The organism is Caballeronia sp. PC1 (genome assembly GCF_021353155.1).
Lineage (GTDB): Bacteria > Pseudomonadota > Gammaproteobacteria > Burkholderiales > Burkholderiaceae > Caballeronia > Caballeronia cordobensis.
In genome coordinates this window covers 843,711-864,837 of sequence record NZ_JAJUBH010000002.1, presented here as the reverse complement: position 1 = coordinate 864,837, position 21,127 = coordinate 843,711, and the positions used below count along the sequence as shown (strand labels likewise).

At 62.3% G+C, this 21,127-nt stretch carries 38 protein-coding genes; 16 read left to right on the top strand and 22 right to left on the bottom strand.

From position 1 onward, the window contains the following. Window positions 1-89 precede the first annotated feature (89 nt). Window positions 90-1,553, bottom strand: coding sequence for an MFS transporter (locus tag LY284_RS19900; protein ID WP_233388393.1), 1,464 nt, complete (start codon window positions 1,551-1,553; stop codon window positions 90-92). A 104-nt stretch (window positions 1,554-1,657) separates the two neighbouring features. After that, entirely contained in the window at window positions 1,658-2,950 is a 1,293-nt protein-coding gene (locus tag LY284_RS19895; protein WP_045454577.1) for an MFS transporter, read from the bottom strand. A gap of 232 nt (window positions 2,951-3,182) precedes the next feature. Here LY284_RS19895 and LY284_RS19890 point away from each other — a divergent pair, with 232 nt between their 5' ends. Next, entirely contained in the window at window positions 3,183-4,013 is an 831-nt protein-coding gene (locus tag LY284_RS19890; protein ID WP_233387739.1) for a response regulator transcription factor, read from the top strand. On the opposite strand, the gene LY284_RS19885 is transcribed toward LY284_RS19890, so the two are convergent. Continuing rightward, window positions 3,976-5,034, bottom strand: coding sequence for a tyrosine-type recombinase/integrase (locus tag LY284_RS19885; RefSeq protein ID WP_233387738.1), 1,059 nt, complete (start codon window positions 5,032-5,034; stop codon window positions 3,976-3,978). The two genes, LY284_RS19890 and LY284_RS19885, sit on opposite strands and share 38 nt — an antisense overlap. Further along, window positions 5,031-5,261, bottom strand: a complete 231-nt coding sequence (locus LY284_RS19880) for a DUF4224 domain-containing protein (RefSeq protein ID WP_233387737.1) — start codon at window positions 5,259-5,261, stop codon at window positions 5,031-5,033. The genes LY284_RS19885 and LY284_RS19880 overlap by 4 nt, the downstream gene beginning before the upstream one ends. A gap of 50 nt (window positions 5,262-5,311) precedes the next feature. Here LY284_RS19880 and LY284_RS19875 point away from each other — a divergent pair, with 50 nt between their 5' ends. Next, window positions 5,312-5,620 (top strand): hypothetical protein, encoded by a 309-nt coding sequence (locus LY284_RS19875; RefSeq protein WP_233387736.1) that lies wholly within the window; start codon window positions 5,312-5,314, stop codon window positions 5,618-5,620. 31 nt (window positions 5,621-5,651) lie between these two features. On the opposite strand, the gene LY284_RS19870 is transcribed toward LY284_RS19875, so the two are convergent. Genes LY284_RS19870 through LY284_RS19860 form a run of 3 tightly spaced genes read right to left on the bottom strand, consistent with a single transcriptional unit; the run spans window position 5,652 to window position 7,388 of the window. Next, window positions 5,652-6,149, bottom strand: a complete 498-nt coding sequence (locus LY284_RS19870; protein ID WP_233387735.1) for a DUF1643 domain-containing protein — start codon at window positions 6,147-6,149, stop codon at window positions 5,652-5,654. A gap of 28 nt (window positions 6,150-6,177) precedes the next feature. Next, a complete protein-coding gene (locus LY284_RS19865; RefSeq protein WP_233387734.1) occupies window positions 6,178-6,441 on the bottom strand; it encodes a hypothetical protein in 264 nt (87 codons plus the stop codon). A 26-nt stretch (window positions 6,442-6,467) separates the two neighbouring features. Then, window positions 6,468-7,388 (bottom strand): phage Gp37/Gp68 family protein, encoded by a 921-nt coding sequence (locus LY284_RS19860; RefSeq protein WP_233387733.1) that lies wholly within the window; start codon window positions 7,386-7,388, stop codon window positions 6,468-6,470. Window positions 7,389-7,419: 31 nt separating this feature from the next. Between LY284_RS19860 and LY284_RS19855 the strand changes: the two genes are divergently transcribed. Together LY284_RS19855 and LY284_RS19850 are read left to right on the top strand one after the other, a co-directional pair. After that, window positions 7,420-7,632 (top strand): hypothetical protein, encoded by a 213-nt coding sequence (locus tag LY284_RS19855; protein WP_233387732.1) that lies wholly within the window; start codon window positions 7,420-7,422, stop codon window positions 7,630-7,632. Window positions 7,633-7,694: 62 nt separating this feature from the next. Next, entirely contained in the window at window positions 7,695-7,958 is a 264-nt protein-coding gene (locus tag LY284_RS19850; protein WP_233387731.1) for a hypothetical protein, read from the top strand. On the opposite strand, the gene LY284_RS19845 is transcribed toward LY284_RS19850, so the two are convergent. Beyond that, entirely contained in the window at window positions 7,924-8,142 is a 219-nt protein-coding gene (locus tag LY284_RS19845; protein ID WP_233387730.1) for a hypothetical protein, read from the bottom strand. The two genes, LY284_RS19850 and LY284_RS19845, sit on opposite strands and share 35 nt — an antisense overlap. Window positions 8,143-8,177: 35 nt before the next feature. On the opposite strand from LY284_RS19845, the gene LY284_RS19840 reads away from it, so the two are divergent. Then, window positions 8,178-8,396: a hypothetical protein gene (locus LY284_RS19840; RefSeq protein WP_233387729.1), complete on the top strand. Its 219-nt coding sequence runs from the start codon at window positions 8,178-8,180 to the stop codon at window positions 8,394-8,396. An 11-nt stretch (window positions 8,397-8,407) separates the two neighbouring features. Here the strand turns inward: LY284_RS19840 and LY284_RS19835 are convergent, their stop codons facing one another. From LY284_RS19835 to LY284_RS19780, 14 genes are all read right to left on the bottom strand, one after another. Further along, window positions 8,408-9,061, bottom strand: a complete 654-nt coding sequence (locus LY284_RS19835; RefSeq protein WP_233387728.1) for a hypothetical protein — start codon at window positions 9,059-9,061, stop codon at window positions 8,408-8,410. 46 nt (window positions 9,062-9,107) lie between these two features. Next, window positions 9,108-9,233, bottom strand: coding sequence for a hypothetical protein (locus LY284_RS38685; RefSeq protein WP_255724431.1), 126 nt, complete (start codon window positions 9,231-9,233; stop codon window positions 9,108-9,110). After that, window positions 9,230-9,904, bottom strand: a complete 675-nt coding sequence (locus tag LY284_RS19830; RefSeq protein WP_233387727.1) for a hypothetical protein — start codon at window positions 9,902-9,904, stop codon at window positions 9,230-9,232. The genes LY284_RS38685 and LY284_RS19830 overlap by 4 nt, the downstream gene beginning before the upstream one ends. Before the next feature lie 41 nt (window positions 9,905-9,945). Further along, window positions 9,946-10,134: a hypothetical protein gene (locus tag LY284_RS19825; protein WP_233387726.1), complete on the bottom strand. Its 189-nt coding sequence runs from the start codon at window positions 10,132-10,134 to the stop codon at window positions 9,946-9,948. Continuing rightward, complete coding sequence (locus tag LY284_RS19820) at window positions 10,131-10,427, bottom strand: hypothetical protein (RefSeq protein ID WP_233387725.1); 297 nt, start codon at window positions 10,425-10,427, stop codon at window positions 10,131-10,133. Before LY284_RS19820 ends, LY284_RS19825 begins: the two co-directional genes overlap by 4 nt. After that, window positions 10,424-11,107 (bottom strand): lambda exonuclease family protein, encoded by a 684-nt coding sequence (locus tag LY284_RS19815; protein WP_233387724.1) that lies wholly within the window; start codon window positions 11,105-11,107, stop codon window positions 10,424-10,426. The genes LY284_RS19820 and LY284_RS19815 overlap by 4 nt, the downstream gene beginning before the upstream one ends. After that, entirely contained in the window at window positions 11,097-11,933 is an 837-nt protein-coding gene (locus LY284_RS19810; RefSeq protein ID WP_233387723.1) for a hypothetical protein, read from the bottom strand. The genes LY284_RS19815 and LY284_RS19810 overlap by 11 nt, the downstream gene beginning before the upstream one ends. Before the next feature lie 45 nt (window positions 11,934-11,978). Continuing rightward, window positions 11,979-12,194 carry a hypothetical protein gene (locus LY284_RS19805; RefSeq protein WP_233387722.1) on the bottom strand — a complete coding sequence of 72 codons (216 nt, stop codon included), beginning with the start codon at window positions 12,192-12,194 and terminating at the stop codon, window positions 11,979-11,981. Continuing rightward, entirely contained in the window at window positions 12,191-13,366 is a 1,176-nt protein-coding gene (locus LY284_RS19800) for a hypothetical protein (RefSeq protein WP_233387721.1), read from the bottom strand. The genes LY284_RS19805 and LY284_RS19800 overlap by 4 nt, the downstream gene beginning before the upstream one ends. 24 nt (window positions 13,367-13,390) lie before the next feature. Continuing rightward, on the bottom strand, window positions 13,391-13,792 hold the full coding sequence (locus LY284_RS19795) for a hypothetical protein (protein ID WP_233387720.1): 402 nt from the start codon (window positions 13,790-13,792) through the stop codon (window positions 13,391-13,393). Further along, window positions 13,789-13,974: a hypothetical protein gene (locus LY284_RS19790; protein WP_233387719.1), complete on the bottom strand. Its 186-nt coding sequence runs from the start codon at window positions 13,972-13,974 to the stop codon at window positions 13,789-13,791. Before LY284_RS19790 ends, LY284_RS19795 begins: the two co-directional genes overlap by 4 nt. 84 nt (window positions 13,975-14,058) lie before the next feature. Then, entirely contained in the window at window positions 14,059-14,250 is a 192-nt protein-coding gene (locus LY284_RS19785) for a hypothetical protein (protein WP_233387718.1), read from the bottom strand. Window positions 14,251-14,382: 132 nt separating this feature from the next. Continuing rightward, on the bottom strand, window positions 14,383-14,511 hold the full coding sequence (locus LY284_RS38680) for a hypothetical protein (RefSeq protein WP_255724430.1): 129 nt from the start codon (window positions 14,509-14,511) through the stop codon (window positions 14,383-14,385). Between the two features lie 609 nt (window positions 14,512-15,120). Then, window positions 15,121-15,954 carry a LexA family transcriptional regulator gene (locus tag LY284_RS19780; RefSeq protein ID WP_233387717.1) on the bottom strand — a complete coding sequence of 278 codons (834 nt, stop codon included), beginning with the start codon at window positions 15,952-15,954 and terminating at the stop codon, window positions 15,121-15,123. Between LY284_RS19780 and LY284_RS19775 the strand changes: the two genes are divergently transcribed. The 11 genes from LY284_RS19775 to LY284_RS19730 all read left to right on the top strand — a co-directional run bounded on the left by LY284_RS19775 (window position 15,953) and on the right by LY284_RS19730 (window position 21,120). After that, entirely contained in the window at window positions 15,953-16,174 is a 222-nt protein-coding gene (locus tag LY284_RS19775) for a helix-turn-helix domain-containing protein (protein WP_233387716.1), read from the top strand. The two genes, LY284_RS19780 and LY284_RS19775, sit on opposite strands and share 2 nt — an antisense overlap. A 72-nt stretch (window positions 16,175-16,246) precedes the next feature. Then, window positions 16,247-16,690 (top strand): phage regulatory CII family protein, encoded by a 444-nt coding sequence (locus LY284_RS19770; RefSeq protein WP_233387715.1) that lies wholly within the window; start codon window positions 16,247-16,249, stop codon window positions 16,688-16,690. Window positions 16,691-16,700: 10 nt separating this feature from the next. Then, window positions 16,701-17,732, top strand: coding sequence for a DUF1376 domain-containing protein (locus LY284_RS19765; protein WP_233387714.1), 1,032 nt, complete (start codon window positions 16,701-16,703; stop codon window positions 17,730-17,732). Continuing rightward, a complete protein-coding gene (locus tag LY284_RS19760) occupies window positions 17,729-17,926 on the top strand; it encodes a hypothetical protein (protein ID WP_233387713.1) in 198 nt (65 codons plus the stop codon). Before LY284_RS19765 ends, LY284_RS19760 begins: the two co-directional genes overlap by 4 nt. Further along, window positions 17,905-18,414, top strand: coding sequence for a hypothetical protein (locus LY284_RS19755; RefSeq protein ID WP_233387712.1), 510 nt, complete (start codon window positions 17,905-17,907; stop codon window positions 18,412-18,414). Before LY284_RS19760 ends, LY284_RS19755 begins: the two co-directional genes overlap by 22 nt. Before the next feature lie 91 nt (window positions 18,415-18,505). Next, on the top strand, window positions 18,506-18,631 hold the full coding sequence (locus LY284_RS38675; protein WP_255724429.1) for a hypothetical protein: 126 nt from the start codon (window positions 18,506-18,508) through the stop codon (window positions 18,629-18,631). Window positions 18,632-18,634: 3 nt separating this feature from the next. After that, window positions 18,635-18,943, top strand: coding sequence for a hypothetical protein (locus LY284_RS19750; protein WP_233387711.1), 309 nt, complete (start codon window positions 18,635-18,637; stop codon window positions 18,941-18,943). Continuing rightward, window positions 18,940-19,458 (top strand): RusA family crossover junction endodeoxyribonuclease, encoded by a 519-nt coding sequence (locus LY284_RS19745; RefSeq protein ID WP_233387710.1) that lies wholly within the window; start codon window positions 18,940-18,942, stop codon window positions 19,456-19,458. Before LY284_RS19750 ends, LY284_RS19745 begins: the two co-directional genes overlap by 4 nt. A 2-nt stretch (window positions 19,459-19,460) precedes the next feature. Next, window positions 19,461-19,709, top strand: coding sequence for a hypothetical protein (locus LY284_RS19740; protein WP_233387709.1), 249 nt, complete (start codon window positions 19,461-19,463; stop codon window positions 19,707-19,709). 29 nt (window positions 19,710-19,738) lie between these two features. Then, window positions 19,739-20,146, top strand: coding sequence for a Gp49 family protein (locus LY284_RS19735; RefSeq protein ID WP_233387708.1), 408 nt, complete (start codon window positions 19,739-19,741; stop codon window positions 20,144-20,146). A 104-nt stretch (window positions 20,147-20,250) separates the two neighbouring features. Next, on the top strand, window positions 20,251-21,120 hold the full coding sequence (locus LY284_RS19730; RefSeq protein ID WP_233387707.1) for a hypothetical protein: 870 nt from the start codon (window positions 20,251-20,253) through the stop codon (window positions 21,118-21,120). Window positions 21,121-21,127 lie beyond the last annotated feature (7 nt).

Sequence of the window (21,127 nt, the reverse complement as noted above, 5' to 3'; positions counted from 1 at the left end):
CGGCCCGTTCGGCTCGTTTCCGCAGCGCTTCGCCCGAGCGATGCAACGGGCGTTCCCGCCACCGCTCGCGCTCAATCGGCTTGGTCCGCTCAATCCGCTTGGTCCGCGACCGGGCCGCGCGCATGCTTCGCGTCGTCTGTGCGCGCCGCCGGATTGCTCACGTGGCGCGCCGTCAGCGCGGCGCAAAGCAGCACGACGGAAATCCCCGCTGACCAGCGCACCGCCTCGACGATCTGCGCCGCGCCCGCCGCATTGTCGCCGTGACCCGCGAGCGCGCCGAACGCTGCGACGCCGATCGCGCCCGCCGCCTGCCGCGCGGTGTTGAGCACCGCCGAGGCCGTGCCCGCGCGCTGCTGGCCGACGGTGCCGAGCAGCGCGGTCGTCATCGCGGGGACGGCGAGGCCCATGCCGGATGGAATCAGCAGGAAAGGCACGAGCAGCGCAGCGGTGGGCGTCGTCGCATCGACGAAAGCGAGCGCGGCAAAACCGGCGGCATCGAGCAACGCGCCGAAGATCATCGGGCCGCGCGAGCCGAAGCGCGCCACCACGGGACCGCTCGCGAGGTTCGAGATCAGGAAGCCGCCCGTCAGCGGCAGGAACGCGAGGCCGGTCTGCAAGGGCGTATGGCCGAGCACCCGTTGCAGATACAGGCTCAGCACGAACACCATCCCATAATAGGTGAGATTCACGCCGATGCCGAAGACCACCGCCGCGCTGAACGTGCGCTCGGCGAAGAGCGCGAGCGGCAGCATCGGCGCGCGGCTCCCGCGCTCGACGGCGATGAACGCGCCGCCCGCCGCCAGCGCCAGCACGAACCCGTCGACCACGAGCGGATGCGCAGCCCCGAGCGGACGCATCTCGATCACCGCGCCGACCAGCGCCGCGAGCGCGACGATCGCGAGCGCCTGGCCGGGCAGGTCGATGCCGCGCGCATGTTCGCGATCGTTTTTCGGCGCGTCCACCCAGAGCAAGGTCGCGACGATGCCCGCCGCGCAGAGCGGCAGATTCACCCAGAAGATGCTGCGCCAGCCGAAGGCCGCGATCAGCACGCCGCCGACGATCGGGCCCGCCGCGATCGACACCGCGCCCGCCGCCGTCCACAAGCCGACCGCGCGTGCCCGGATGCGCCGGTCATGACCGCATGCGGCGTTCAGCAGCGCGAGCGAGTTCGGCAGCATCGCCGCCGCGCCGACGCCCTGCAGTGCGCGCGCGGCGATCAGTTGCGGCGCATCGCGAGAAAAGGCGCACGCGAGCGACGCCAGCGCGAAGAGCGCGAGTCCGCCCGTGAACATGCGCCGCGCGCCGAAGCGGTCGCCGAGCGCGCCCGCGGAGAGCATCAGCGCGGCGAACGCGAGCGCGTAGCTGTCGATGGTCCATTGCAGGCTCGCGACGTTCGCGCGCAGATCGTGGCCGAGGCTCGCGAGCGCGACATTGACGATCGAGACATCGAGTTGAGAGACGACGAAGCCGACGCTGGTCGCCGTGACGACGAGGATCTGCCGTACGGACAGATGCGTCGCGGAGGAGGAAAGGTTCGAGTTCATGCCGTTCATCGTACGCACGGCGCGCGTTCGATGTTTCGGCCTGCGATGAAACGTGAAAGGCAAATGAAAAATGGCGCGCCGCGTGAACGGCGCGCCATGATCTGCGATGAGACTTAACGCGTTTGCTTGATGAAAAGCGTCGTCAGCGCGCCGACCACGCACAGCGCGCCGACATAGAGCGCGGGCGCCATCGGGCTCGATTTCATCATCAGCGAAACGACGATCGGCGTGAGCCCGCCGAATACCGCATACGCGACGTTGTAAGAGAACGAGATGCCGGAGAAGCGCACGGCCGGCGGGAACGACTTCACCATCACGAACGGAATCGCGCCGATCACGCCGACGAAAAAGCCCGCGAGCGCATACCACGGCAGCAGCACGGAGGCATCGAGCGCGACTTGCTGGAACATCAGCCAGTAGGACACGGCGAGCGCCATGCCGCCGATGAAAATCGTCTTGCCCGCGCCGATGCGGCCCGCGATCGCGCCCGCCAGCACGCAGCCGATCGTGAGACAGAGCGTCGCCGCGCAATTGGCGACGAGCACCGTCGCCGGGGCGATGTGGAACTGCTTCTGCAGGAGCGTCGGCGTCATCAGGATCACGACGACGATCGCCGCCGAGAGCATCCACGTGAGCAGCATCGAGACGACGACCGCGCGGCCGTGATCGCGCAGCACGGCCTTGAGCGGAATCTCCGCCGCGATCGCCTTGCGCTGTTGCAGTTCGGCGAAGACCGGCGTTTCATGCAGCCAGCGGCGCAGATAGACCGAGCACAGACCGAAGAGGCCGCCGAGCAGGAACGGCAGACGCCACGCGAAATCCGCGACTTCGGCGGGCGCGAAGCTCTTGTTGATCGCCGTGGCGATCAGCGAGCCGAGCAGGATGCCCGCCGTGAGACCGGCCGTGAGCGTGCCGCACGCATAGCCGACATGCCGTCCGGGCACGTGCTCGGAGACGAAGACCCATGCGCCCGGCACTTCGCCGCCGACGGCCGCGCCCTGCATCACGCGAAACAGAAGCAGCAGCACGGGCGCCATCAGCCCGATCGACGCGTAAGTGGGCAGCAGGCCCATCAGGAGCGTCGGCACGGACATCAGCAGGACGGAGAGCGTGAACATGCGCTTGCGGCCGAGCAGGTCGCCGAAGTGCGCCATGACGATGCCGCCGAGCGGCCGCGCGAGATAGCCCGCCGCGAAGATGCCGAAGGTCTGCAACTGGCGCAGCCAGTCGGGAATGGCGGGCGGAAAGAACAGTTGGCCGATGACCGGCGCGAAGAACACGAAGATGATGAAGTCGTAGAACTCGAGCGCGCCGCCGAGCGCGGCCAGCGTGAGCGTCTTGTAATCGCCGCGCGTGAGCGCACGGCCGGCCGCGCGGGGCGCGTCGGACAGAGGTGTTGCCTGCATCGAAGAGAAAACCCGTGAGTGGAAAAGCCACGCGAGACGCGCGGTAGGACGAGGCTTTGCCCTGCGGGATCGATGAAACGCGCCGGGTGGACGCGGAGCGTGGGTCGGGCGCGGATTCGAAAGCCGCCGCCCGCCGTCCGCGCTGCGGGCTGCGACGGACAGTCGCGGCGCAGCTTGCCGCGCGACGTTTCGGTAAAACGGCGGCAGCGGGAACTTTAGAGCCGAAGGCGGCATGTTACAGGATGAAAGCCGCCGCAAAAGCGCAAAACCGTTCTTTTTTGAGATGAGTGGCGCGCATCGGACGCCACGGGCGTCGGTGAGCGCGCCGTCACATGCGTTGACAATTCGGACGAGTCCGATGGGAAAGGGGGGCACCGGTGCCCAGAATTCGCTGCATGAATCCCCCGTCTCATCCCGCGACGGGACGCCCGGCGAGCGCACGAAAGTGCGGCATCTGCCCCATGTCCCCCTCGGACTCATCAGGTTAGACACCATGCGCGTCGCCGTTTTGCAAACCGACCCAAGTTATAGAAATCTCATCAGCGACGTCGTGAAACGACTCGGCCACAGCTGCGTGACGTTCGGCGATGGCCTCGTGCTGTCGAAAGCGCTTTCCCGCTCCACCGTCGATCTGCTGATTCTCGACTGGAATTCCACGGGCCTGTGCGGTCTCGACCTGCTGAAATCGGTGCGGTCGAGCTTCGGCGAGCGCGTGCCCGTTCTGTTCGCGACGCCGGACGGCGCCGAGCACAACATCGTGTGCGCATTGACCGCCGGCGCGGACGACTACGTCGTCTATCCGATCCGTCCGGGCGAATTCGGCGCGCGCATCGAAGCGCTCCTGCGCCGCGCGTATCCCGCCACGACGAGCGCGTGCCTGGAAGTTGGTCCGTACCGCTTCGACGCACGCCAGCAAACCGTCACCGTGCGCGGCAAGCCGGTTCAACTGAGCGGCACTCAGTTAAATCGGCGGCAAACCCAATACCATCAAGGCTCTTCTAATATTCCGCGAAACGTTTCTAATATCAGGCGGTTTTCGGAAGCTTCAGATGAATATTGCTGAGCGGCGTTTTCCGGTCTTTCATATAGACCTTCGTCGTCGCAATATCGCTGTGCGCGGCCGCAACCATCAGAGCATCCATCTCGTAACCCTGCGCTTTCGCGTCGGTCATCGCCTTGGCCCGGATGTCTTTGATCGTGTATTTGTGCTTCTCCAGACCGGCCGCCCGGCAGGCTCGCTGCCAGACGCGCAAGGCATGCGTGTTGATCCACTGGCCGCCTGATCGGTTGTGCACCACATAGGGCGACTTGATCTTGCCCGTCGTGCGCGCACGTTCCAACACGGCCTCGATCTCGTCGGTGATCGGCCAGTCGATGGCGATGCCGCTCGACTCCCGAGTCTTCGACGGGACGAAGTGAATCACGCCGTTCTCTCGATCGACCCAGTTCGCCGTCTTGTCGTCGGTCTTGCGCCAGCGCAGGTCGCGGATCTCGGTCGAGCGCTGCAACGTCAGATAGCACAGATCGACGAGACAGAGGATCATCGGCGTGTCGATCTTCTCGCGGATCGCCTCGAAGTGATCGTTCGGGATATACACCTGGCGCGGGCGCGGCGTCACGATGCGCATGCCGGTAACGGGATTCGGCTGATCGTAATATCCTTCCTCGCGGCACCACTGAAAGAAGCCGCTCATGAAGGCGCGCATGGCGCGCTGCATCGAGAGTTTGTCGGCCCAATTGTTCCGAAGGAATCGAGCGACGGCCGCTGTATCTGCATCCTCGATGTCGGCGTTCGCGAAATCTTTCTTCACCGGGTTGCCGTAGTTCGACCAGCCTTTCTCGCGGTGCTCGCTCTTCTTCGCCTCGATGTAGAGATCGACGAGGGCAGGGATATTGCCGGTTCCCTTGACGCCCTCGCGCTTTTTCATCTCGGCGGCAAGGCGCTCGTGCATCTTGCGCGCGCCGTCTTCGATGCGGCACAGCTTGATCCATCGACCGCCTTTCGGGAACCAATACCAGCTTCCGCTTTTCGGGTACACGCGGTTCGGAAGTCCGTCCGGGATGGTGCGGCGACGTGCGTTCATTTTTGATTTCTGTTATCAGAGACGAGGACGAGCCGCTTTTTGGGGCCTTGTCCGTTGGATGATATACCGTAGGTCTTGTGGTTCAGCGCCTCCCACGTCTCCCAGGTGATGACTGGCGCGCCGTCGCTCCGGCGAATCACGCGCACCCCGTAGCTCTCGTTGAACCATTCCGCTTGTTTGGTCGATGTCTTCATGCCGGTAACTGCAACGAGATCATCGGCTGTCATGAGTCCAGTCGGCATTCTCTTTTCCCAAAAAATAGCGCGCCGAAGCGCGCATGAACGATTCGATGTGTTGCTGCATACTTCTGCTTCTACTTTCTCCGGGTGATGACATGGAACGGGTAACGGAAGCGTGGTTCGTCGACGAGCCGACGACCGGGGATTTCGTCAAGATTGGTTACAAGCAGGGTGGCGTTGAAAAGGCCGGGAGCATTACCGGAACCGCGTTGCATTTGCTGGAGAGCAAAGCCGGTGATGATGCGAGCGAGCGTAATGTCCTACTGCTGCGCGCAATTCAGACGTTCGTTAATCGGAGCCCAAGCTCCGCGATCGTTATTATCGGATCGCCATTGGAGCTGGATTAATCCTCGCTGCCCTGTTGTCGCTGCGAGGGCGTCAGGCGGGCTTCCATTCGATCAGCGGCGTATCGCCCTTCACATACAGCGGATGGCGCGGCGAGCCGTCTTTCGTTTTCCCCAGGCATACGATGCGACGCAGCGGGCCGCCCTTGAAAATCTCGTAGACGTGGCGCACGCGGTCGGGTCTGGCATTGGCACCCCACGCAAACACGACAGTTTCGTGCTCGCGCGCAGCGATACGAAGCCACATATCGTTGTCGGGCCCGACCGGATCGACGTGCTTCCAAAGATCGGAAGGGCTCGGCGCGCGCAGGCCGTAGAGGTTGACGACCGCGATGCCATTGCAGCCCCATCGATATGCGAAAGAGTTGCATCGACGGATCGTCGGGTCATCGATTGATGCGTCCGCGGTGCTTGGGTTGAGCATCACGAACAATGCCGTTCCGACGCACGGCTGTGAGATCTCGGGGCCGACCGGCGCGGACCGGCGCAAAAGGTATCGATACGCTCCGCACTCGCTGATAACTGCGCTCATTTCTCTCTCGCAATAGGTGTTTCGCCGATCAGGCGAAGAGGTCGCTCTGTCGGTTTCCCTTGCTGGATTCCGACAGATGCGCGGGGCAGAAGTGGGCATCGGCGCCGACCTCGTGCGCGTGCACGGCACACAGGTGGCGATCGCAGGTCTTTCCGGGCTTTGTCCGGTGGTCGCACTGGAACTCGCTCGGCGCGTTGCATCCGTCAACCGAGCAGCGCGGCGCGCGGTTGCGGCCGCGCGTGCAGACGATTCCAGATATGCCGCCGGGCAGGCGAAAAGTCGTGCAGGGCATGGTTGTGTCTCAGCATGGCGAGAGGGTTAGGCGGGGAATCCATCGTGCGTCGCGCCGTCGAGCTTTCGGCCGGCGGCTTTCTTGCCGACGCGAATCGGATCGTCGCTGGCGTTCAGTTCGAGCGGCTCGTGCTCGGGCGACCCATCCTGATGTGCACCGAGCCACTCGCCCCATTGTTTGAAGAGGAAGGGCACGCCGGCTCGCTTGCACTGGTCGCGCAGCGATCGCGCCCAGTCGGGATGCATCGGCCGCGCGCCGCGGCCGCTCTCGCCACCGACAATCACCCAATGGACGCCTTGCGGCATGCCGTGCGCGTTGCCGTGCCGATCGATGTGATTGGGAAACCCGAACGACCGCGCGCGGAAGCGCAGATCGACGGTTCCGAGCAGCGGCTCCATCGAGAGGAATCGCACCCGGGCCGGCACTGCGAGCAGTTTCGGAATATCGCGGTCAGCCTCTTCCTGATTGACGATCGTCGCGCCGAGCCATACGTTGTCGCGCGCGGCCGGCGCATGCAGCCGCTCAAGATCAAACTGCCGTGCGGCGACGTCTTCGAGCATGGCCGCTACGTTGCCGATCCGCTTCGTGAGCAGCAGCCAGTTGAGATTCGGCGTCGCGTCTATCAAGTCGAACAGTTCGGCGCGCCACCGCGGATCGACGGCGTTATCGAACACGTCCGCAAGCGACGCGCAGAAGACGCGCTGACGGCGGCCGTGCTGCGCGAAGAACTCGCCGTGCGCGGCGTTCCACGCCAACGGCTTGCGCCAGTTCGCGGGCGACGTGCGGCGCCGCGGCGCGCCCGGTCCCCAGTTGATCGCGGCACCGCCCGCGAAGCGCGCGTTGCGCGTCTCGGCATAGCAGTGGTCGCAGCCCGGGCCGACCTTCTGGCAGCCTTCCCACGGATTGAACGTGTGATCCGTCCACTCGATCTTGCTGTTCTCGCTCATGCTAGGATTCCGTTTCCGATGGAGGTCAAGCGTGTCTAATACTCGGGTTCTCGAAGTTCGCGGCCAGTCTTTCAATTGCAGTGTTCTGAGCATTGTTCATTTGAAGCATGGAGCCTGTTTCATTGCGCAAGTCGAAGTGGCCCCGGGTTACTGGAAACAGGTCGACGGCGAGGATGGCCTGTTTGCGACTCCCGAAGCAGCTGTCGAGCGGGCTACTCAATTTGTCGCCGAACTCTTGTCCTGAATCGCGTCTTGACTGATCGGTAAATCGCCTCACGCGTCTGGTGGAAATTCGTTCAAGTTTTGGTGCCGCCTGCCGAAAACACAGGCATGGAAAATTCAGACTTCGATCCGGCGAACCATCCGGAACTCTTCCAGGCGATCGAAACGTACCTTGCACCAGCGAAAGCGATCTTCGGCACCCATAACGCGATCCGCAAAGCTCGCGGCGAGCCACCCTTCACTGACGACATCAACGCATACGCGGAGTGGATCGACGCGGGCGAGCCCGAGGATCCGGCGATGGAGCCCATCATCAAGCGCCTGATCCGCGACGGCCATACAAGCTGACCGGCTCGCGCACCAGCGCATAGCCGTCGACGACATACGAAATCTTCCGGTCCGTGTCGGCGGCCACCATCGCGGCCACCGCGCCGAGCAGCTCGTGCACGAGCGCCGCGGGCGGATTTGCTGCCGCCTGATATCGATCGAGCGCGGCGCGTGCCGTGCAGCGCTTCTTCTTGTTTTCGCTCATGCTACGATTCCTCTAAACAAATCTAGGGGACTGACATGCCGCAGCGAAGCTACGTCCGAAATGGGCACAACATCAATATCGACGTCAGCGAAACAAAAGCCGGGAAGTGGCGTTGGAGTTACACCATCGATGCGATTGACTACACAGAAATGCGGGACCGCCCTGTTGCTTCGGACGGTATGGCGATGCTCGAAGCCGAACACGATGCGAATCAAAAGGTAGACCGAATGCCGGCTGGAAAGTACGAGGGATAGTGGCAAGCAGTTCAAGACTCGACTCTTCTAAATTCGACGACCCAGACCCACGGGTCCGCGAGCCATGCCCCCTTTCCGTTGATTTCCTCCCACAGCTTTGCGAACGCATACGTGTGGGGGTAGATCGGATCGCCATCCCCTTCAACAGAGACGCCTTCCACCTTTGCGTCTTGCTCGCTTATGTCCTGCAGGCGCTCGACGCGAACGCCGGTGATTTCGAGCGTGATCCGCGACGCCGCGCGCGGCATGTGAATCGAAGGACGCCAGCGGAAGGGCACATGCTCACGGTGCTCAGGGCTATAGATACCCTTCACGCCGTCCCGGACCTCGATCTCGTTCCTTCGGTCATCGTCGGCCGCATACCAGACGTCGTCGAACGGATAGTGATTTCGGAAGTCGGTGCTAAACGTCTCGCGCACCCACAGACGATCGCCGATCACGCCGTAGGGGCTCGCTGTCTGATCGCTAAGCTCAGGCACTTCCCAAACGCCCGTCCCGCAACAGGGCTCGCCGAGCCATTCGAGATGAACGCGGCCATCAGGCAGCGTGTGCGAATAGTTCTCGCCGATCGTCTGGTCTTTGATGACACGCCGCGTCTGCGTTTTGCGTCCGTCGAGCAGCGCGCGCACCATCGAAGCGCTGAAGAGGATGGGACGTTCTTTCATGCTTCCCTCGAAATGAAGCCGGCGCTCGTGGCGCCGGGGTGGGTGGTTAGGACTGTTCGGTATATCGCCTGTCGCGCACGATGCTCGCGATCACTTTGGCCGCGGTGCCTGCGATCAAGACAATCACGGGCGAGAGGGCGACGCAGAGAACGACTGCTTGCGACGTGGTCATGGCGTCGCTTCCTTGGCTTCTTCCTGCGCCGTGCTCGACTCGATGCGCGTGTCGTCCTGGGCGAGATCCGAGTTCGCGAACGGGTCGTCCGAGCCGCCGACCTTTTCGGCAGCCGTTTTCTTGCGCGGCTTCGATGCCTTCTCGACGAGGTCTTCCTGCTTCGCCGTCGGTGCGCGCAGCGACACTTCGATTTCTGTCTGCGCCATGTGATCGATGCGGCCTTGCACATCAGCGGAAGGCTTCGAGTACGCATTGAACACAACGAGCACCGAGCCGCCTTGCTGCAGGTCGAAACTGAAATCGGAAAGGCCGACCTCGCCGAGCTTGATGAACGATTCCTCGCTCGCGCCGCAGTGATAGATGAGCTCATAGCCGGCGAATTCTTTCTTCACCTTCAGCGGCATCTGAATGCCGAGCAGCTTGCGCGCGGTGAGATCGAGATCCTGACGCGGCAGTGATAGCTCCTGCTGGCCGTCATCGCCGGTCTTCGCCTTGCCGTTGTCCTTTTCATAGAACGCCTTGCGCAAGCCCGGCTCGAACTCGTCGAGCACTGTGTTATCGGTGGTGAATTCGAACTTCACGCTGCACGCGTGCTCGCGTTTTTCGCCCTTGAACTCGGGCACGTTGGTGACGGCGCGGACCTTCACCAGCTTCTGGTCGATCTCGAACATGGAAACTCCGGAGGAATAATTTCAGGAATAAAAAAGCGCGCCTACTGCGCGCGCTTCGGGAGACGTGCATCCAGATCGCGGATGCGCGAGACGACTCGGTCGGGTAGGTGGATGACCTGCCCGCCGTCGAGTGCTGCGAACGCAGGTCGCAGCATCTCGCGATCGGCCGGCGGGATCTCGGCCTCGCGGATGCGGTTCAGCGCGCGCCATAGAGGGGAATCGACGGTCACGCAGCACCTCGCGCTTTCTGGAGAACGTCAATCGCACGGCTGGCGATTTCGAGCTGCTCGCTCTCCGGGATATCGTTTCGGGTGGCGAGGCGAACCATCTGCTCGAGAGATTCGAGCAACTCAGGGGCGGCGGCGATCAGATTGGCGTTGGCCGTTTCCTGCTCGCTATCACCGAACGCTTCCGAGTAGACGCGCGCGAGCAACGTCTTAGCGGCAACTGACGAATGCGGTAGACCGGGCTGCGGAATGCGCCCGTGGTTGGTCCACGGACCAGGCGTGTGTTTCGTGGTCATGCTGCTTTTGCCTCCAGTTGCTTAATCATGTGCTGCACTTCCTTCTCGAACTGCAGAAGACCGGGAAGCAGCACGCCGTTGATGTAGGCGTCGTCGCGCGGGACGCGCTGGTGATAGAGCTGGAAGCGCGGCGCCATGCGCGGATCGAAGCTCACGAACTCCCACCACTTGCGTCCGGTCACGAACATGCAGCCCTGCACCTGGGCGATGTGCTCTTCAGGCATGCCGCTCAGCCACGTCTCGATGTGCACGCCTTCGTCCATCGGGCATTTCGATTCGTAGCCACCGTCAGCGCCGATCAGCGCGTCAGGCGAGCAGCCGATGAAGGGATACTGCGGATGCGTGACGAAGGGCGCGTCTTCCAGAATGAGGCCGGTTTCGAGTTCGAATGCATCCTTGCCGAACCGTTCGACCTCCGTTCCGTAACGCAGCGCATGGCCGCTGATCTCATGCGTAGCGGACAGCGCGACGCGTTCGAACACGAGTTCGCGCATGTACTTCGTGCGGCTTGAGGCAGGCACGCGCGGCTTCGGTTGGCCCTTTTTCGCGCCAGACTTGTACAGGTCGCCCGGCTCACCGCCGGTGAACGCGATCGCGTCGCCGAAGCGACTCGCCGTGATCTTGCCGGCGCGCGCCGCGCGCCAATCTTCGGTGCGTTGCGCGATCGTTTCACTCATCATCGCTTCCCGGCTCGCGGCCCACGATCTCGCCGTCCTTGTCGACGATTTCCTGACGAGCGGCGGCAGTCGGTGCCGAGCCGGCCATAGCGCCGATGCGATCGCGCTCGTTCTTCCCGATAGCAGCGCGGTCATCGCGGGCAAGCTTTTCCCATTCGGTCTTGAATGCGTCGAAGCCGATGTTGATCGCGGTGCCTTCGAGGCGCTTGATGATCGCCTCGTGCTTTTCGGTGCGCTCCGGGCGCGCGTTATCGGCAGCGCTCTGCGCGATCTGTGCGGGCGTTTGCCGCGGCGTGATGTCTTTCTCGGGCGGATAGTCGCCGACTTCCTCGGCGATCGGAATGCCCTTCAGCACGTCGGCGAAGTTGTCACGGATCGCGAACGCGCGCGCGCGCATCTTCTTCATGCGCTGCGGATACTGCGACCACGGGCCTTGCTTGCCGATCAGGCCTGCTTGCTTGGCTTCCTCCTGCCCGAAGCGCTGGATGTCTTCCGGCTTGCCTTTGCGCTTCACCTTGCAGTAGGCCGTGCCGTTCTCCTCCCACTCCTGAATGTATTCACACACAGGCGAGGCGAGCACCAGCGCGAGTACCGCATCGCCCCACAGAGACGGGCGGCCGTTGATGACCGCGATGTTCTGCATGGCCTGCAGCGGCTTGAGGCCGATTTCCATGCCCCACTGGATGGCAACGAGGATGTTGCCTGGCTTGCCCTGAAAATCCTTCGGCACGATGCTCGACTCGGCGAGGTAGTCGGCGAGCTTCAGCGCCTCGTCAAGCGAGCGCGGCGAAAGATCGAAAGAAGAGGTTGCTGCGACGATTTCATTCATTGTGAAAAGCTCCAAGCCCGAGACTCAGCCGGGCGTACAGGGTGGTTAAAACGGGATCTCGCGCGAGAAGGTGACGCGCTTCATGTTGTCGACGACGCGCATGGCTTCGGCGCCCATGACGTAAAACTCTTTCCCGGGTGCCAGCGTGGCGAGACGTTCGGCCTCGCGCACGGCTTGTTCATAGTGCTCATGCCGATGCGATGGCGGAGCAGTGCCGGTCGGGCACCAAACGATCCAGAAGGTGTCGCGGTCCTCGGTCATGCCGGCACCTCTTCTAGGGTTGCTGCTGCGATCGCGGCCGTCGCGGCCTGATACGCGTTTTCAAGCTCTTCGTCGTCGCATGCGTCAGTCGCTTTCACGAACTGGCGGCACGCGTCGAGAAGTGCGGGCGCGGCCTTCTGAAGTGCGGCGAATTCGGCCTGACGCCACTCGATCTCACGCGCCTCAGCTTCGAGCTTTTCTTGCAGCGCCTTCGCGGCGGCCGCGTCTGCTTCGCGCTGCTTACGCGCTTCCTCGTCGGCAACGCGACGACGCTCTGCTGCGATTTCATCCTGCTGGCGCTGCAGTTCGGCAGCCGCGCGGCGCTGTTCCGCGGCGAGTTCGTCTTGCCTGCGCTGGAACTCAGCGCGCTCTGCAGCCATGCGGCGCTCGTGCTCGGCACGCTCGGCGCGCAGCTTTGCCTCTTCTTCAGCCCGCTCGGCACGCAGACGCGCCTCTTCAGCCTCAAGCGCTTCGCGCGCCTTACGCTCCTGCTCGGCGCGCTCTGCGGCGGCGATGCGATCACGCTCTTCCTGCTCGGCGCGCAGTCGCGCGAGTTCGAGCAGTTCAGCTTTCACCCGCGCCTCTTCGGCCTCGCGCTGGCGCGCCTTGTTCGCCATATCGCGCAGCGCCGCGACAGCGACATCGCGCGCGGCTTCGGCCTCGCCGGTCAACTCCATGTAGAAGTCGAGTTCGATCGGCGCGCGGGCCAGATCGTCGGCATGCTCGTCGAACTCGGCTGCGGTCTTGCCCGGGCAAGAGCCAGGCGCGCGCCGGAAGTCTTCGATCGCTTCGCGGATCTTCGAGACGCGGCGCGCTTCTGCTTCGGCCTTCTCGCGCTTCTCGCGTTCGCGCGCTTCGTCCCACGCATCGCGGATCTCCTGCAGGCGGGCCTCTTCGGCCTGCGTGATCGCTATCAGGCGTTTCTCTTCGGCGATGATCGCCTTCGAGAACTGCGTCGCGTCTTCGCGCGCAGCCTTGCCGACCTTCTCGATAGCGACGCGCGCGCTCTTCAGCGTCATCAGCGCGCCGTGGCATTGATCTCGACCGGCCGCGTTCTTGATGAACGTGATCGACTCGGACTTCTTCACGAGTTCGAGCAATTCTTGCTCGTGCTTCGCGGTGCCGAGCGCGACAGCCGCGCGTTCGATGACGGTCAGTTCTTTACTTTCCATGTGACTTTCCTTTCTGGTTGCTGGTTATGCGGCTCGACCTGCGGTCATGAACAGCATCGGGTCGCGCCATGGGCGAATCTGCTGCGCGAGCCGATCACGCAGCGCCTTGTCGCGCGCGTCCATGATCTTTTCCCAGCGCTCGGCCTCGCTCATCTTTTCCCTGAAGACGATCGGCGCGCCTTCGATCGGCATCGGCACGTCAGGCCCTTCGCCGATGCTCCAGATCCGCACCGGGCTGCCGAGGCGGCCGAAGCCGCGCCACGCGCTCACGTAGATGCGTTTCTCCTCGTGCAGCGTCTTGACGTAGTAGTTCATCGACGTGCGGCCGATCTCCATGAGGTCGGCGAGGTCCGGCGCGGTGATGCTTCCGTGTTCCGCGATCAGCGCGAGAGCAGCCTCGAAGCGCTCGGGTTTCATTCGCTTCATGCCGCCCTCGCCAGAACAAGCGCGTACCAGAAGGCAGCGATGGCGACGCCGTAGAAGAGCGCCCAGAGAAGCGGTGCGAAGCGCGATTTGCGGCGCGGAATGTGAAGCTTCGCGTACGGGCCGAACGCGTCATTCAACGAGCGCGGCGCCATGCGGTAATGGTGGGAGTCACGATCGAACATGTCATCCCCTGATGATGGTGACGATCAAACCAGTGAGAAGAACCGCGCACGCGCACGTCGCGGTGTAGAAGACAGTCGCGCGAGTCATTCGGAATCCCGGACGCCCAATGCAACGAGATAGCCCCAAGCGTTCGGATTCACGAGGACCTCGAACATGTCTTCTGCATTCGTGCGGCAGTGCTCGCCCGGAATCGTGCAGAGTTCATCGCCGAAGTCGTCGGTCAGGAAGGTCGTGAGCGGTTGCGGCGTCGGGCCGCTGAAGTACATGATCTGCATGGTCAATCCTCGTATCGCTGGAACCACTCGTCCGAATGGTCGTCGTCTTCGTCTGCTTCTTCTTCGTCGTCCGGAAGATCACGCAGAAGCAGGTCATCGTGATCAGCCCATGTGTCTACGAGGCGCGGCATCTCAGCACCACGTCACGCATTTGATGATGTCCACCGTCCGGCGATACACCGAGCGGTTCAACCAAGGAACGAACGTGTACTCGTCGTATGCGTTCGAGCCGATGTACAGCCAGTGGCAAAGCTTGTTCATTTGGTCGCCTCACGTCTCAATGGAGCGTCCTAACGTGGGGCGCTCTAGTGAGACTGCTTCGCCGAATCCACTCAACAGAGCCCGGAAGTCAATGAATCGACCTTGCGCGGGTTGCTGTATCGGCTCACGACCTTGTCAAAGGCCGGGCCGCGAGTCCTCGAAAGGAGGCGGCCGGGATCGGTTGTTAAAGAGCGGGAGCCGCACTCGGCGGTTGCAACTGACTACAACTGCAGATTACAACCTACAACCGCACTTTGCAAGTTAAAGTTGTAATGCCGGACGAAAAAAAGCCCGGCGAGTGCCGGGCGGTTGTTGTTCAATATTCGTCTGCCTATCGCGTGATTCTTCTTCTACCGATGGCCAGCGACGATATAGCAAGGGTTGCGGACGCCGCGAAAGCGTGAAGACCGTAGGGGACCCAGCCGTCAGTCGCGGCCCATGCTATGAACCATACGAAGGCGATGAGGGAAAGCCCGGCCGCGAGCGTTGTGGGGATCTGATGCTTGGGAATTCCGCGGCGATTTTTGGCTTGGTGCCGCAGGAGATAGAAGACAGCCGAGGCGACGACCGCGAGTAGGGCGCCGCCTGCGACGATGTCCGAGAAATCGCTCAATCCTCCGGCACCCACTTTCCAGTCACCGTCCCGATGATTGAAACGTCATCGGTGATCTCGACTAGCCGATTGGGCCAGTCCGGATTGATCGTGCGGAACATTATGCGGTCGCCGTCTGTAAGGATTTGGCGAAGCACGGGTCTGGTCCCCGGTTTCAGTACGACGACAACCGTATTACGGTTCTTCGGCTGCTTGCTGGGGTCCACGGCGATGATCTCGCCAGGCGCATAAGACTTCTGCCCAGCGGGCGCTACGGCGCTCTCGTCCTCGACCCTCAGACAGAAGGTCCCTTCTTGTGCGTGTGGAATATCAATCCACTCGATTACTGCAGATTCGTCAATATTATTCATTGATGTGCCCCAGGTTCCAGCCGACTCCCACGAGATTAAGGGCACATTACTCCAAAACTTGTCTCGATCCTTCTGAGGAATTCGCGGTTTTACGGTAGTTACTGTATACGAATCGTCATGATTTTTTGTAATTAAGTCAGGCTCTTCGATAGAGTATTCATAAACCGTACCTTTCACGAGCTCCGCGGTCGTGATCGAAAGGGCGGTCGCAATATCGCCGAGACGGGTCATCCTGGGACCCCCACCTTTCACCCACTTCTGGACGGCCTGAGGTTTCAACCCAAGCGCGCGAGCCAGCTCTGACTGGCTGAGTCCTTTTTCCTTTAATAGGGCGGCGATCCGTTCGCCTATATCGATGGCATTCATGCCTTCGATGGTACAAAAATCGGTTGTAGCCCGCATTGCAAATAGTGGTTGAAAGATTTGGTTGTAAGTTGTAGTCTTCCGGTTGTAGACCTCACAACCGGGATCATCTCTCATGACTACGCACGCAATCGAGCGAGCAGCTCAACTCCTCGGCGGTCAATCTGCGCTTGCCCGAAAACTGGGCTGCACCCCTCAGGCCGTTTCAAAAATGTGTTCCACCGGTCGCGTGCCTGCTGAGCGCGTGCTTGCGATCGAGAACGCCACGGAAGGCGCTATCACGCGTCACGAACTGCGGCCCGATCTCTATCCGGCTGAACAACAAGCCGTCGCCTGATTCCCCGCAGGTGACGGTTTAGGGAATTAAACCGTCGTTTGTGGCAACGCACAACATTCGACCTATTCAATCGTGAATACCGCTGACGCAGCCTACGCAGTTGCGCACGACTATCCGGGGGGCACCGAATCACTCGGGCCGCGCCTTGGCATGTCTGCCGCGCTCCTACGCAACAAGGTCAATCTCAATCAGTCGATCAATCACCTCACGCTCGCTGAAGCCGTGCGAATGACCGCGGTGAGCGGTGACTCACGCATCGTTGAAGCGTGGGCACGCGAGCTCGGCATGACGCTCATCCGCTTGCCAGAAGCCGAAAACTGCGCCGACGCCGACGTCATCGAATTGATGGCCAAGACGTGGGAGACGAACGGCGACATCGGACGCGAAGTGAATAAAACCTTCGAGGATGGCCGCGTCGAACAGCACGAGGTGAAGGCCGTGAAGCTGCGCGTGTGGGATCACATTCGCACGCTGTTCGGTCTCGTCGGCCGCATCGAAGGCATGGCCGAGAAATAAGGCGAACGCCATGGACACACTCCTGAATCCTCTCACTCCCGCCGATTGCGATCTGCGTGACTTCCCATTTATGCAGCTCGACGTGCAGCGTTTGCGCGACAGTGATCTCGCCGCGCTTGAAACTCCAGAGTGCTGTTGGTCGGCCGTGTTGCTCTGGTGCGCGTCGTGGCATCAGATTCCGGCCGCGTCCCTTCCCGACGACGACCGCGTGCTTGCCCAACTTGCCGGATTTGGCCGCGTGGTGAAGGAATGGCAGCGCGTGCGAGATGGCGCATTGCGCGGTTGGATCAAGTGCTCGGATGGTCGTCTATATCACCCCGTTGTCGCTGCAAAGGCTTGCGACGCCTGGGAATCCAAGTTCCAGCAGCGATGGAAGTCCGAGTGCGCTCGCATCAAAAAGCATAACCAGCGTCATGGGACAGCCTATCCGTTGCCGACACTCGAACAGTTTTTGTCCCCTGACTATCGAGATCCTGTCCCTAGGGACAAATCTAGCTTGTCCCCGGAGACAACCAACAAAAGTCCCCAAGACGTCCCTCGGGACATGCCCTCCAACAGAGACGGAGACGGAGACGGAGACGGAGACGGAGAGGGACACAGAGACAAAACCCTAGAAGCGCTGGCGGTAGTTCAAGCGACGCCGCCTGAATCGACGCCAGCGCCGCTTGTTCCGAATTCGAGAGCAGCTTCGATCTCGATTCTCATGCGCAGCAATGGCATCGAAGGCTGCAATGCTTCGAATCCCATCGTGCAGGGCTGGGCCGATAACCCGCGAGTGACGGACGACTTGCTGCTCACGGCGGCGTCAATGGCCAAAGCACGCGAGGTTCTGCGTCCCGGTCCGAAATACCTCGCACCGATCGTCGAGCAGTTGCTCGCTCCAAAGCCTGCCAAGCCGAAGGCTGATGCATGGTGGGCGACGAACGAAACGATGCGCGCGAAGGCTCGTGAGATCGGCATTGCTGATGCACGGCCCGGTGAAGAACCCAGCGCGTTCAGATCGCGCATTCAGCAAGCCTTGAACGCCAAGGAGCCGGCATGAACGACGGAATCGAAAAACTGCGTGACGCGGCGCAATCTCTCATCGACCTCGCGTCGGATTATCCGAACGGCACTACGAAGGCAATTCTGCTTCGTTCGGCGGCTGAAATTTTCGCGCACGTCGAAGATGCCCGGCTTTCCGTGAATAGCAGCGCAGCGCTGGACATCGAACATTGGATGAAGAGCGGCATATGAGCGACTACGACCAATCTCGCGCCGGCATGTGTGCCGCCTACGGCTGTCCGCTCCTCGGCACGGTGGGATCTGACGGCCGTTGGTACTGCTTCTGCCACATCAACAAGCCGAGCGCGCTGAACGATTCGATCACGCGCGCCTTGAACGGCGAACTTCTGCCAATCGTCGAATCGACGCTCGATATTCGCCGCTGCTTCAGCTCGTTCTACGGCAATGAGGCCGGCTATCGAGCGATCCAGAAACGGCTGATCGGCATGGACCGCAAGGACTTGCTCTTCAACGCCGACGGCAAAGACACGCCTCCCGTGCCGCCTTCAGGTCGAACCATGAAGCCCGTCGTGAAGATGTGGCTGATGCGCCTAGAGCGCGAGTTGATCGACCAGACCGGCAAATTCGGCGAGCAAGAGCGCATTCCCCTGACCGTGCCTACTGCACCGCTAGTCGGCCCGACGCACGCAACCCAACACATGCCGGAGCTCACGCGATGACTCTGCCCGCCGATTTCGATCCTCTTTTCGCCGCGCTCGGCATCAAACGCCGCTCGTGGACCGCCCCGATTCAACCGTCGAAGGTGAGCGCATGAACCTCGCACACATCCCCGCATTGCCGTCTTCCGACTTCCAAGGAATCGTCGCTGTGCTCGTCTGGACGGCGCTCTGCATCCTCGGCATGGCCGTCATCAAGCGCATTCAGGAGCAAGGCTGAATCATGATGAAAGGAAACTTTGACCGATTCGAATCGTTCGATGAGTACGCGCTGCGCATCGCGCGCCGCATCGTCGCAGTCGATCAGCATCGTCTGAAGGGCGGCAAGGTGCAGTACCAGGCGATCATCCAAGACGCGATCGTCGATGCGATGCGCGAGGCCGTGAGCGAGCGAAAGCCCGCGATGCCGGTTCAGGATCGCGATTCGCTCGCGCTGGCTGCGATGAGCGACGAGCAGGCTGCGGCGAGTCTCGATCGCTTTAACGTCATGCGCAAGCAATACGTCGCCGCCGTGCTGGAGTTGCCGCGATGATCACGATCACGCTCCCTTACCCGATATCGGCCAATCGATATTGGCGCACGCGCGTCATCAAGCCGAAGGCAGGCGCGCCGATCGTGAGCACGTACATCAGCCCCGAGGCGAAAGAGTTCAAGGCAGACGTCGAGCGCATCGTGCGCGCCGCTGGTGTGCGCGAGCCGATCACTGGCCGCGTCGCGATCGCCTACACGCTCTTCCCGAATCGCCCGCAGGACTTCCGCACTCGCATGCGCAAGCTTGGCGATGCGTGGCATGACACGGTGCAATGCATCGACCTGGACAACGCGCAGAAGGTGCTGCTCGACGCGCTGAAGGGCATCGCGTTCCTCGATGACGTCTGGGTCCGACGCATCACGGCAGAGCGCGCGGAGCCGGACGAGCATGGCGCGCGGCTCGTCGTGACCATCACGCAAATCGGCACGCCGCAGCCGCAAGTAGCGCTCGATCTCGACAGGCCGACCGAAAGTCGGTCAGTCGCGCCGTCGCTGTTCGATCCTTTGGAGGTCTAGCCATGGCATTCGGCCCCGTCCAACTCGCCGGCATGCTCGCGCGCGATCCGCAGTTCCAGCAGTGGGTCGCGCAGTGGATGGTCCCGCCGCGCGCGGTCGATGCCGATGTCGCGGCGCAGTTCATCCGCACGGTGTGCGAGGTCACGTCTCGGCGCGAGCTGGCGACGAACCGCGACGCCGAGCAGCGCTTTCACAACTTCCTGCGCAAGCCGTTCGTCGAGTGGCGCGAGCGGCAGGCCGAGCACGCGTAACACCCTCAACCCAATCGGAGAAAACGGACATGACCTCGCATTACATCGGCACGAAGCAAATCGTCGCGTGGGAACAGGAGAAGGACGGCAAACCCGGCTATGCCGTGAAGTATCCCGACGGCTACATCTCGTGGTCGCCGAAGGATGTGTTCGAGGCCGCGTATCTCGCGCAGGGCCACGACGGCTCGCGCATCAACGCGCAGATGGTCGACGACTTCATCGTCGGCACGGAGGGCACGCGCATGGGCAATCACACGGTTCTGCTCGTGAAGCTGCGCAACGGCTTCACGCTCATCGAGGAATCGGCGTGCGTCGATCCTGCGAACTACGACCAGGCGATCGGCGAGCAATACGCGTTGCAGAAGGCAAAGAGCCGCGTGTGGAACTACCTCGGCTTCCTGCTCGCGACCGCACGCAACGGCATCAACGTCGAATAAGTCAAGGCCGAAATAGGCCCGTTTTTGCGGGGTATTTCGGCCGCTTTCTGCGAGTAGCTTTTGGCGACTCACAAACCGCAGCACCACACCCAAGGAGCATGACCATGAAACGAACGAACATCCTCTCCCTGCTGCTCGGCGCGCTGCTCGTGCGCTTCGGCATCACCGATGACGAGGCAGCCGCGGGAAACGCTGCTGGTGGTGCCTCGTCGGACGAGCAATCGACGGAAGGCTCTGCGCCCGCTGCCACGGATGGGGCAAGCGCTGAGGGAAACGTGATCAGCGCTGCCCCGAGTGCGACGGATGGCAGCGCGATTGCGACGAGTTCGGATGCGGAGTCATCGACCCTGAGCAACCAAGCGAACCCTTCGGCGGATACGCTTGGAGTTGACGCGGGAAACGATGCAGCCGCTGCCGTCGATGGCGCGCAAGCGGCTGGCGATGCTCCTGTCGGTGGTGGTGAGCCGCTCCCTTTGGGCGCTGGTGGCGTGATCGTGGCGGGCGCTGACGCGGGAGACACCGCATCGGGGGAAGGCGCTGCGTCGGATGCGGCAGGCACGTCCGAAAGCGCCACGTCATCGTCTGCGAGCAATGCCTCGTCCGACGCCGACACCGCGGGCCAAGCCCAAGGCGAAGCGGCTTCGTCTGACACCGGCTCGGCGGATCAATCCGCGAGTGCCCTGGGGGAGTCGGGTGCGGTAGTTGGGACGTTGGTCCCGTCTTCACCGTCATCGAAGAGCCTGACGGAAAGCACTTCGTCGTCATCGGCAAACTCGGATGGCGACGCATCCGATACTGCTAAGAACGAGCACGATGCGTGGATGGATGCGCATCGCGACGAGCACGAGAACGGCCTGCTGTGCTCGCTGCATGGCTTCTCCGTCGTCGAGATGAGCCGCGAGCAGTTGATCGCGTTCATCGGCTTCCTCGACACGGTGTCGGTCGGCCTCGGCAAGCGGTTCGCCGATCTGTAATCGAGGC

Bases quoted from the DNA above. Each gene is read 5' to 3' on its own strand.
- LY284_RS19900 (WP_233388393.1), bottom strand. From the start codon at position 1,553: ATGAACGGCATGAACTCGAACCTTTCCTCCTCCGCGACGCATCTGTCC.
- LY284_RS19895 (WP_045454577.1), bottom strand. From the start codon at position 2,950: ATGCAGGCAACACCTCTGTCCGACGCGCCCCGCGCGGCCGGCCGTGCG.
- LY284_RS19890 (WP_233387739.1), top strand. From the start codon at position 3,183: ATGTTACAGGATGAAAGCCGCCGCAAAAGCGCAAAACCGTTCTTTTTT.
- LY284_RS19885 (WP_233387738.1), bottom strand. From the start codon at position 5,034: ATGAACGCACGTCGCCGCACCATCCCGGACGGACTTCCGAACCGCGTG.
- LY284_RS19880 (WP_233387737.1), bottom strand. From the start codon at position 5,261: ATGACAGCCGATGATCTCGTTGCAGTTACCGGCATGAAGACATCGACC.
- LY284_RS19875 (WP_233387736.1), top strand. From the start codon at position 5,312: ATGAACGATTCGATGTGTTGCTGCATACTTCTGCTTCTACTTTCTCCG.
- LY284_RS19870 (WP_233387735.1), bottom strand. From the start codon at position 6,149: ATGAGCGCAGTTATCAGCGAGTGCGGAGCGTATCGATACCTTTTGCGC.
- LY284_RS19865 (WP_233387734.1), bottom strand. From the start codon at position 6,441: ATGCCCTGCACGACTTTTCGCCTGCCCGGCGGCATATCTGGAATCGTC.
- LY284_RS19860 (WP_233387733.1), bottom strand. From the start codon at position 7,388: ATGAGCGAGAACAGCAAGATCGAGTGGACGGATCACACGTTCAATCCG.
- LY284_RS19845 (WP_233387730.1), bottom strand. From the start codon at position 8,142: ATGAGCGAAAACAAGAAGAAGCGCTGCACGGCACGCGCCGCGCTCGAT.
- LY284_RS19840 (WP_233387729.1), top strand. From the start codon at position 8,178: ATGCCGCAGCGAAGCTACGTCCGAAATGGGCACAACATCAATATCGAC.
- LY284_RS19835 (WP_233387728.1), bottom strand. From the start codon at position 9,061: ATGAAAGAACGTCCCATCCTCTTCAGCGCTTCGATGGTGCGCGCGCTG.
- LY284_RS38685 (WP_255724431.1), bottom strand. From the start codon at position 9,233: ATGACCACGTCGCAAGCAGTCGTTCTCTGCGTCGCCCTCTCGCCCGTG.
- LY284_RS19830 (WP_233387727.1), bottom strand. From the start codon at position 9,904: ATGTTCGAGATCGACCAGAAGCTGGTGAAGGTCCGCGCCGTCACCAAC.
- LY284_RS19820 (WP_233387725.1), bottom strand. From the start codon at position 10,427: ATGACCACGAAACACACGCCTGGTCCGTGGACCAACCACGGGCGCATT.
- LY284_RS19815 (WP_233387724.1), bottom strand. From the start codon at position 11,107: ATGATGAGTGAAACGATCGCGCAACGCACCGAAGATTGGCGCGCGGCG.
- LY284_RS19810 (WP_233387723.1), bottom strand. From the start codon at position 11,933: ATGAATGAAATCGTCGCAGCAACCTCTTCTTTCGATCTTTCGCCGCGC.
- LY284_RS19805 (WP_233387722.1), bottom strand. From the start codon at position 12,194: ATGACCGAGGACCGCGACACCTTCTGGATCGTTTGGTGCCCGACCGGC.
- LY284_RS19800 (WP_233387721.1), bottom strand. From the start codon at position 13,366: ATGGAAAGTAAAGAACTGACCGTCATCGAACGCGCGGCTGTCGCGCTC.
- LY284_RS19795 (WP_233387720.1), bottom strand. From the start codon at position 13,792: ATGAAGCGAATGAAACCCGAGCGCTTCGAGGCTGCTCTCGCGCTGATC.
- LY284_RS19790 (WP_233387719.1), bottom strand. From the start codon at position 13,974: ATGTTCGATCGTGACTCCCACCATTACCGCATGGCGCCGCGCTCGTTG.
- LY284_RS19785 (WP_233387718.1), bottom strand. From the start codon at position 14,250: ATGCAGATCATGTACTTCAGCGGCCCGACGCCGCAACCGCTCACGACC.
- LY284_RS38680 (WP_255724430.1), bottom strand. From the start codon at position 14,511: ATGAACAAGCTTTGCCACTGGCTGTACATCGGCTCGAACGCATACGAC.
- LY284_RS19775 (WP_233387716.1), top strand. From the start codon at position 15,953: ATGACTACGCACGCAATCGAGCGAGCAGCTCAACTCCTCGGCGGTCAA.
- LY284_RS19780 (WP_233387717.1), bottom strand. From the start codon at position 15,954: ATGAGAGATGATCCCGGTTGTGAGGTCTACAACCGGAAGACTACAACT.
- LY284_RS19765 (WP_233387714.1), top strand. From the start codon at position 16,701: ATGGACACACTCCTGAATCCTCTCACTCCCGCCGATTGCGATCTGCGT.
- LY284_RS19760 (WP_233387713.1), top strand. From the start codon at position 17,729: ATGAACGACGGAATCGAAAAACTGCGTGACGCGGCGCAATCTCTCATC.
- LY284_RS38675 (WP_255724429.1), top strand. From the start codon at position 18,506: ATGAACCTCGCACACATCCCCGCATTGCCGTCTTCCGACTTCCAAGGA.
- LY284_RS19750 (WP_233387711.1), top strand. From the start codon at position 18,635: ATGATGAAAGGAAACTTTGACCGATTCGAATCGTTCGATGAGTACGCG.
- LY284_RS19745 (WP_233387710.1), top strand. From the start codon at position 18,940: ATGATCACGATCACGCTCCCTTACCCGATATCGGCCAATCGATATTGG.
- LY284_RS19740 (WP_233387709.1), top strand. From the start codon at position 19,461: ATGGCATTCGGCCCCGTCCAACTCGCCGGCATGCTCGCGCGCGATCCG.
- LY284_RS19735 (WP_233387708.1), top strand. From the start codon at position 19,739: ATGACCTCGCATTACATCGGCACGAAGCAAATCGTCGCGTGGGAACAG.
- LY284_RS19730 (WP_233387707.1), top strand. From the start codon at position 20,251: ATGAAACGAACGAACATCCTCTCCCTGCTGCTCGGCGCGCTGCTCGTG.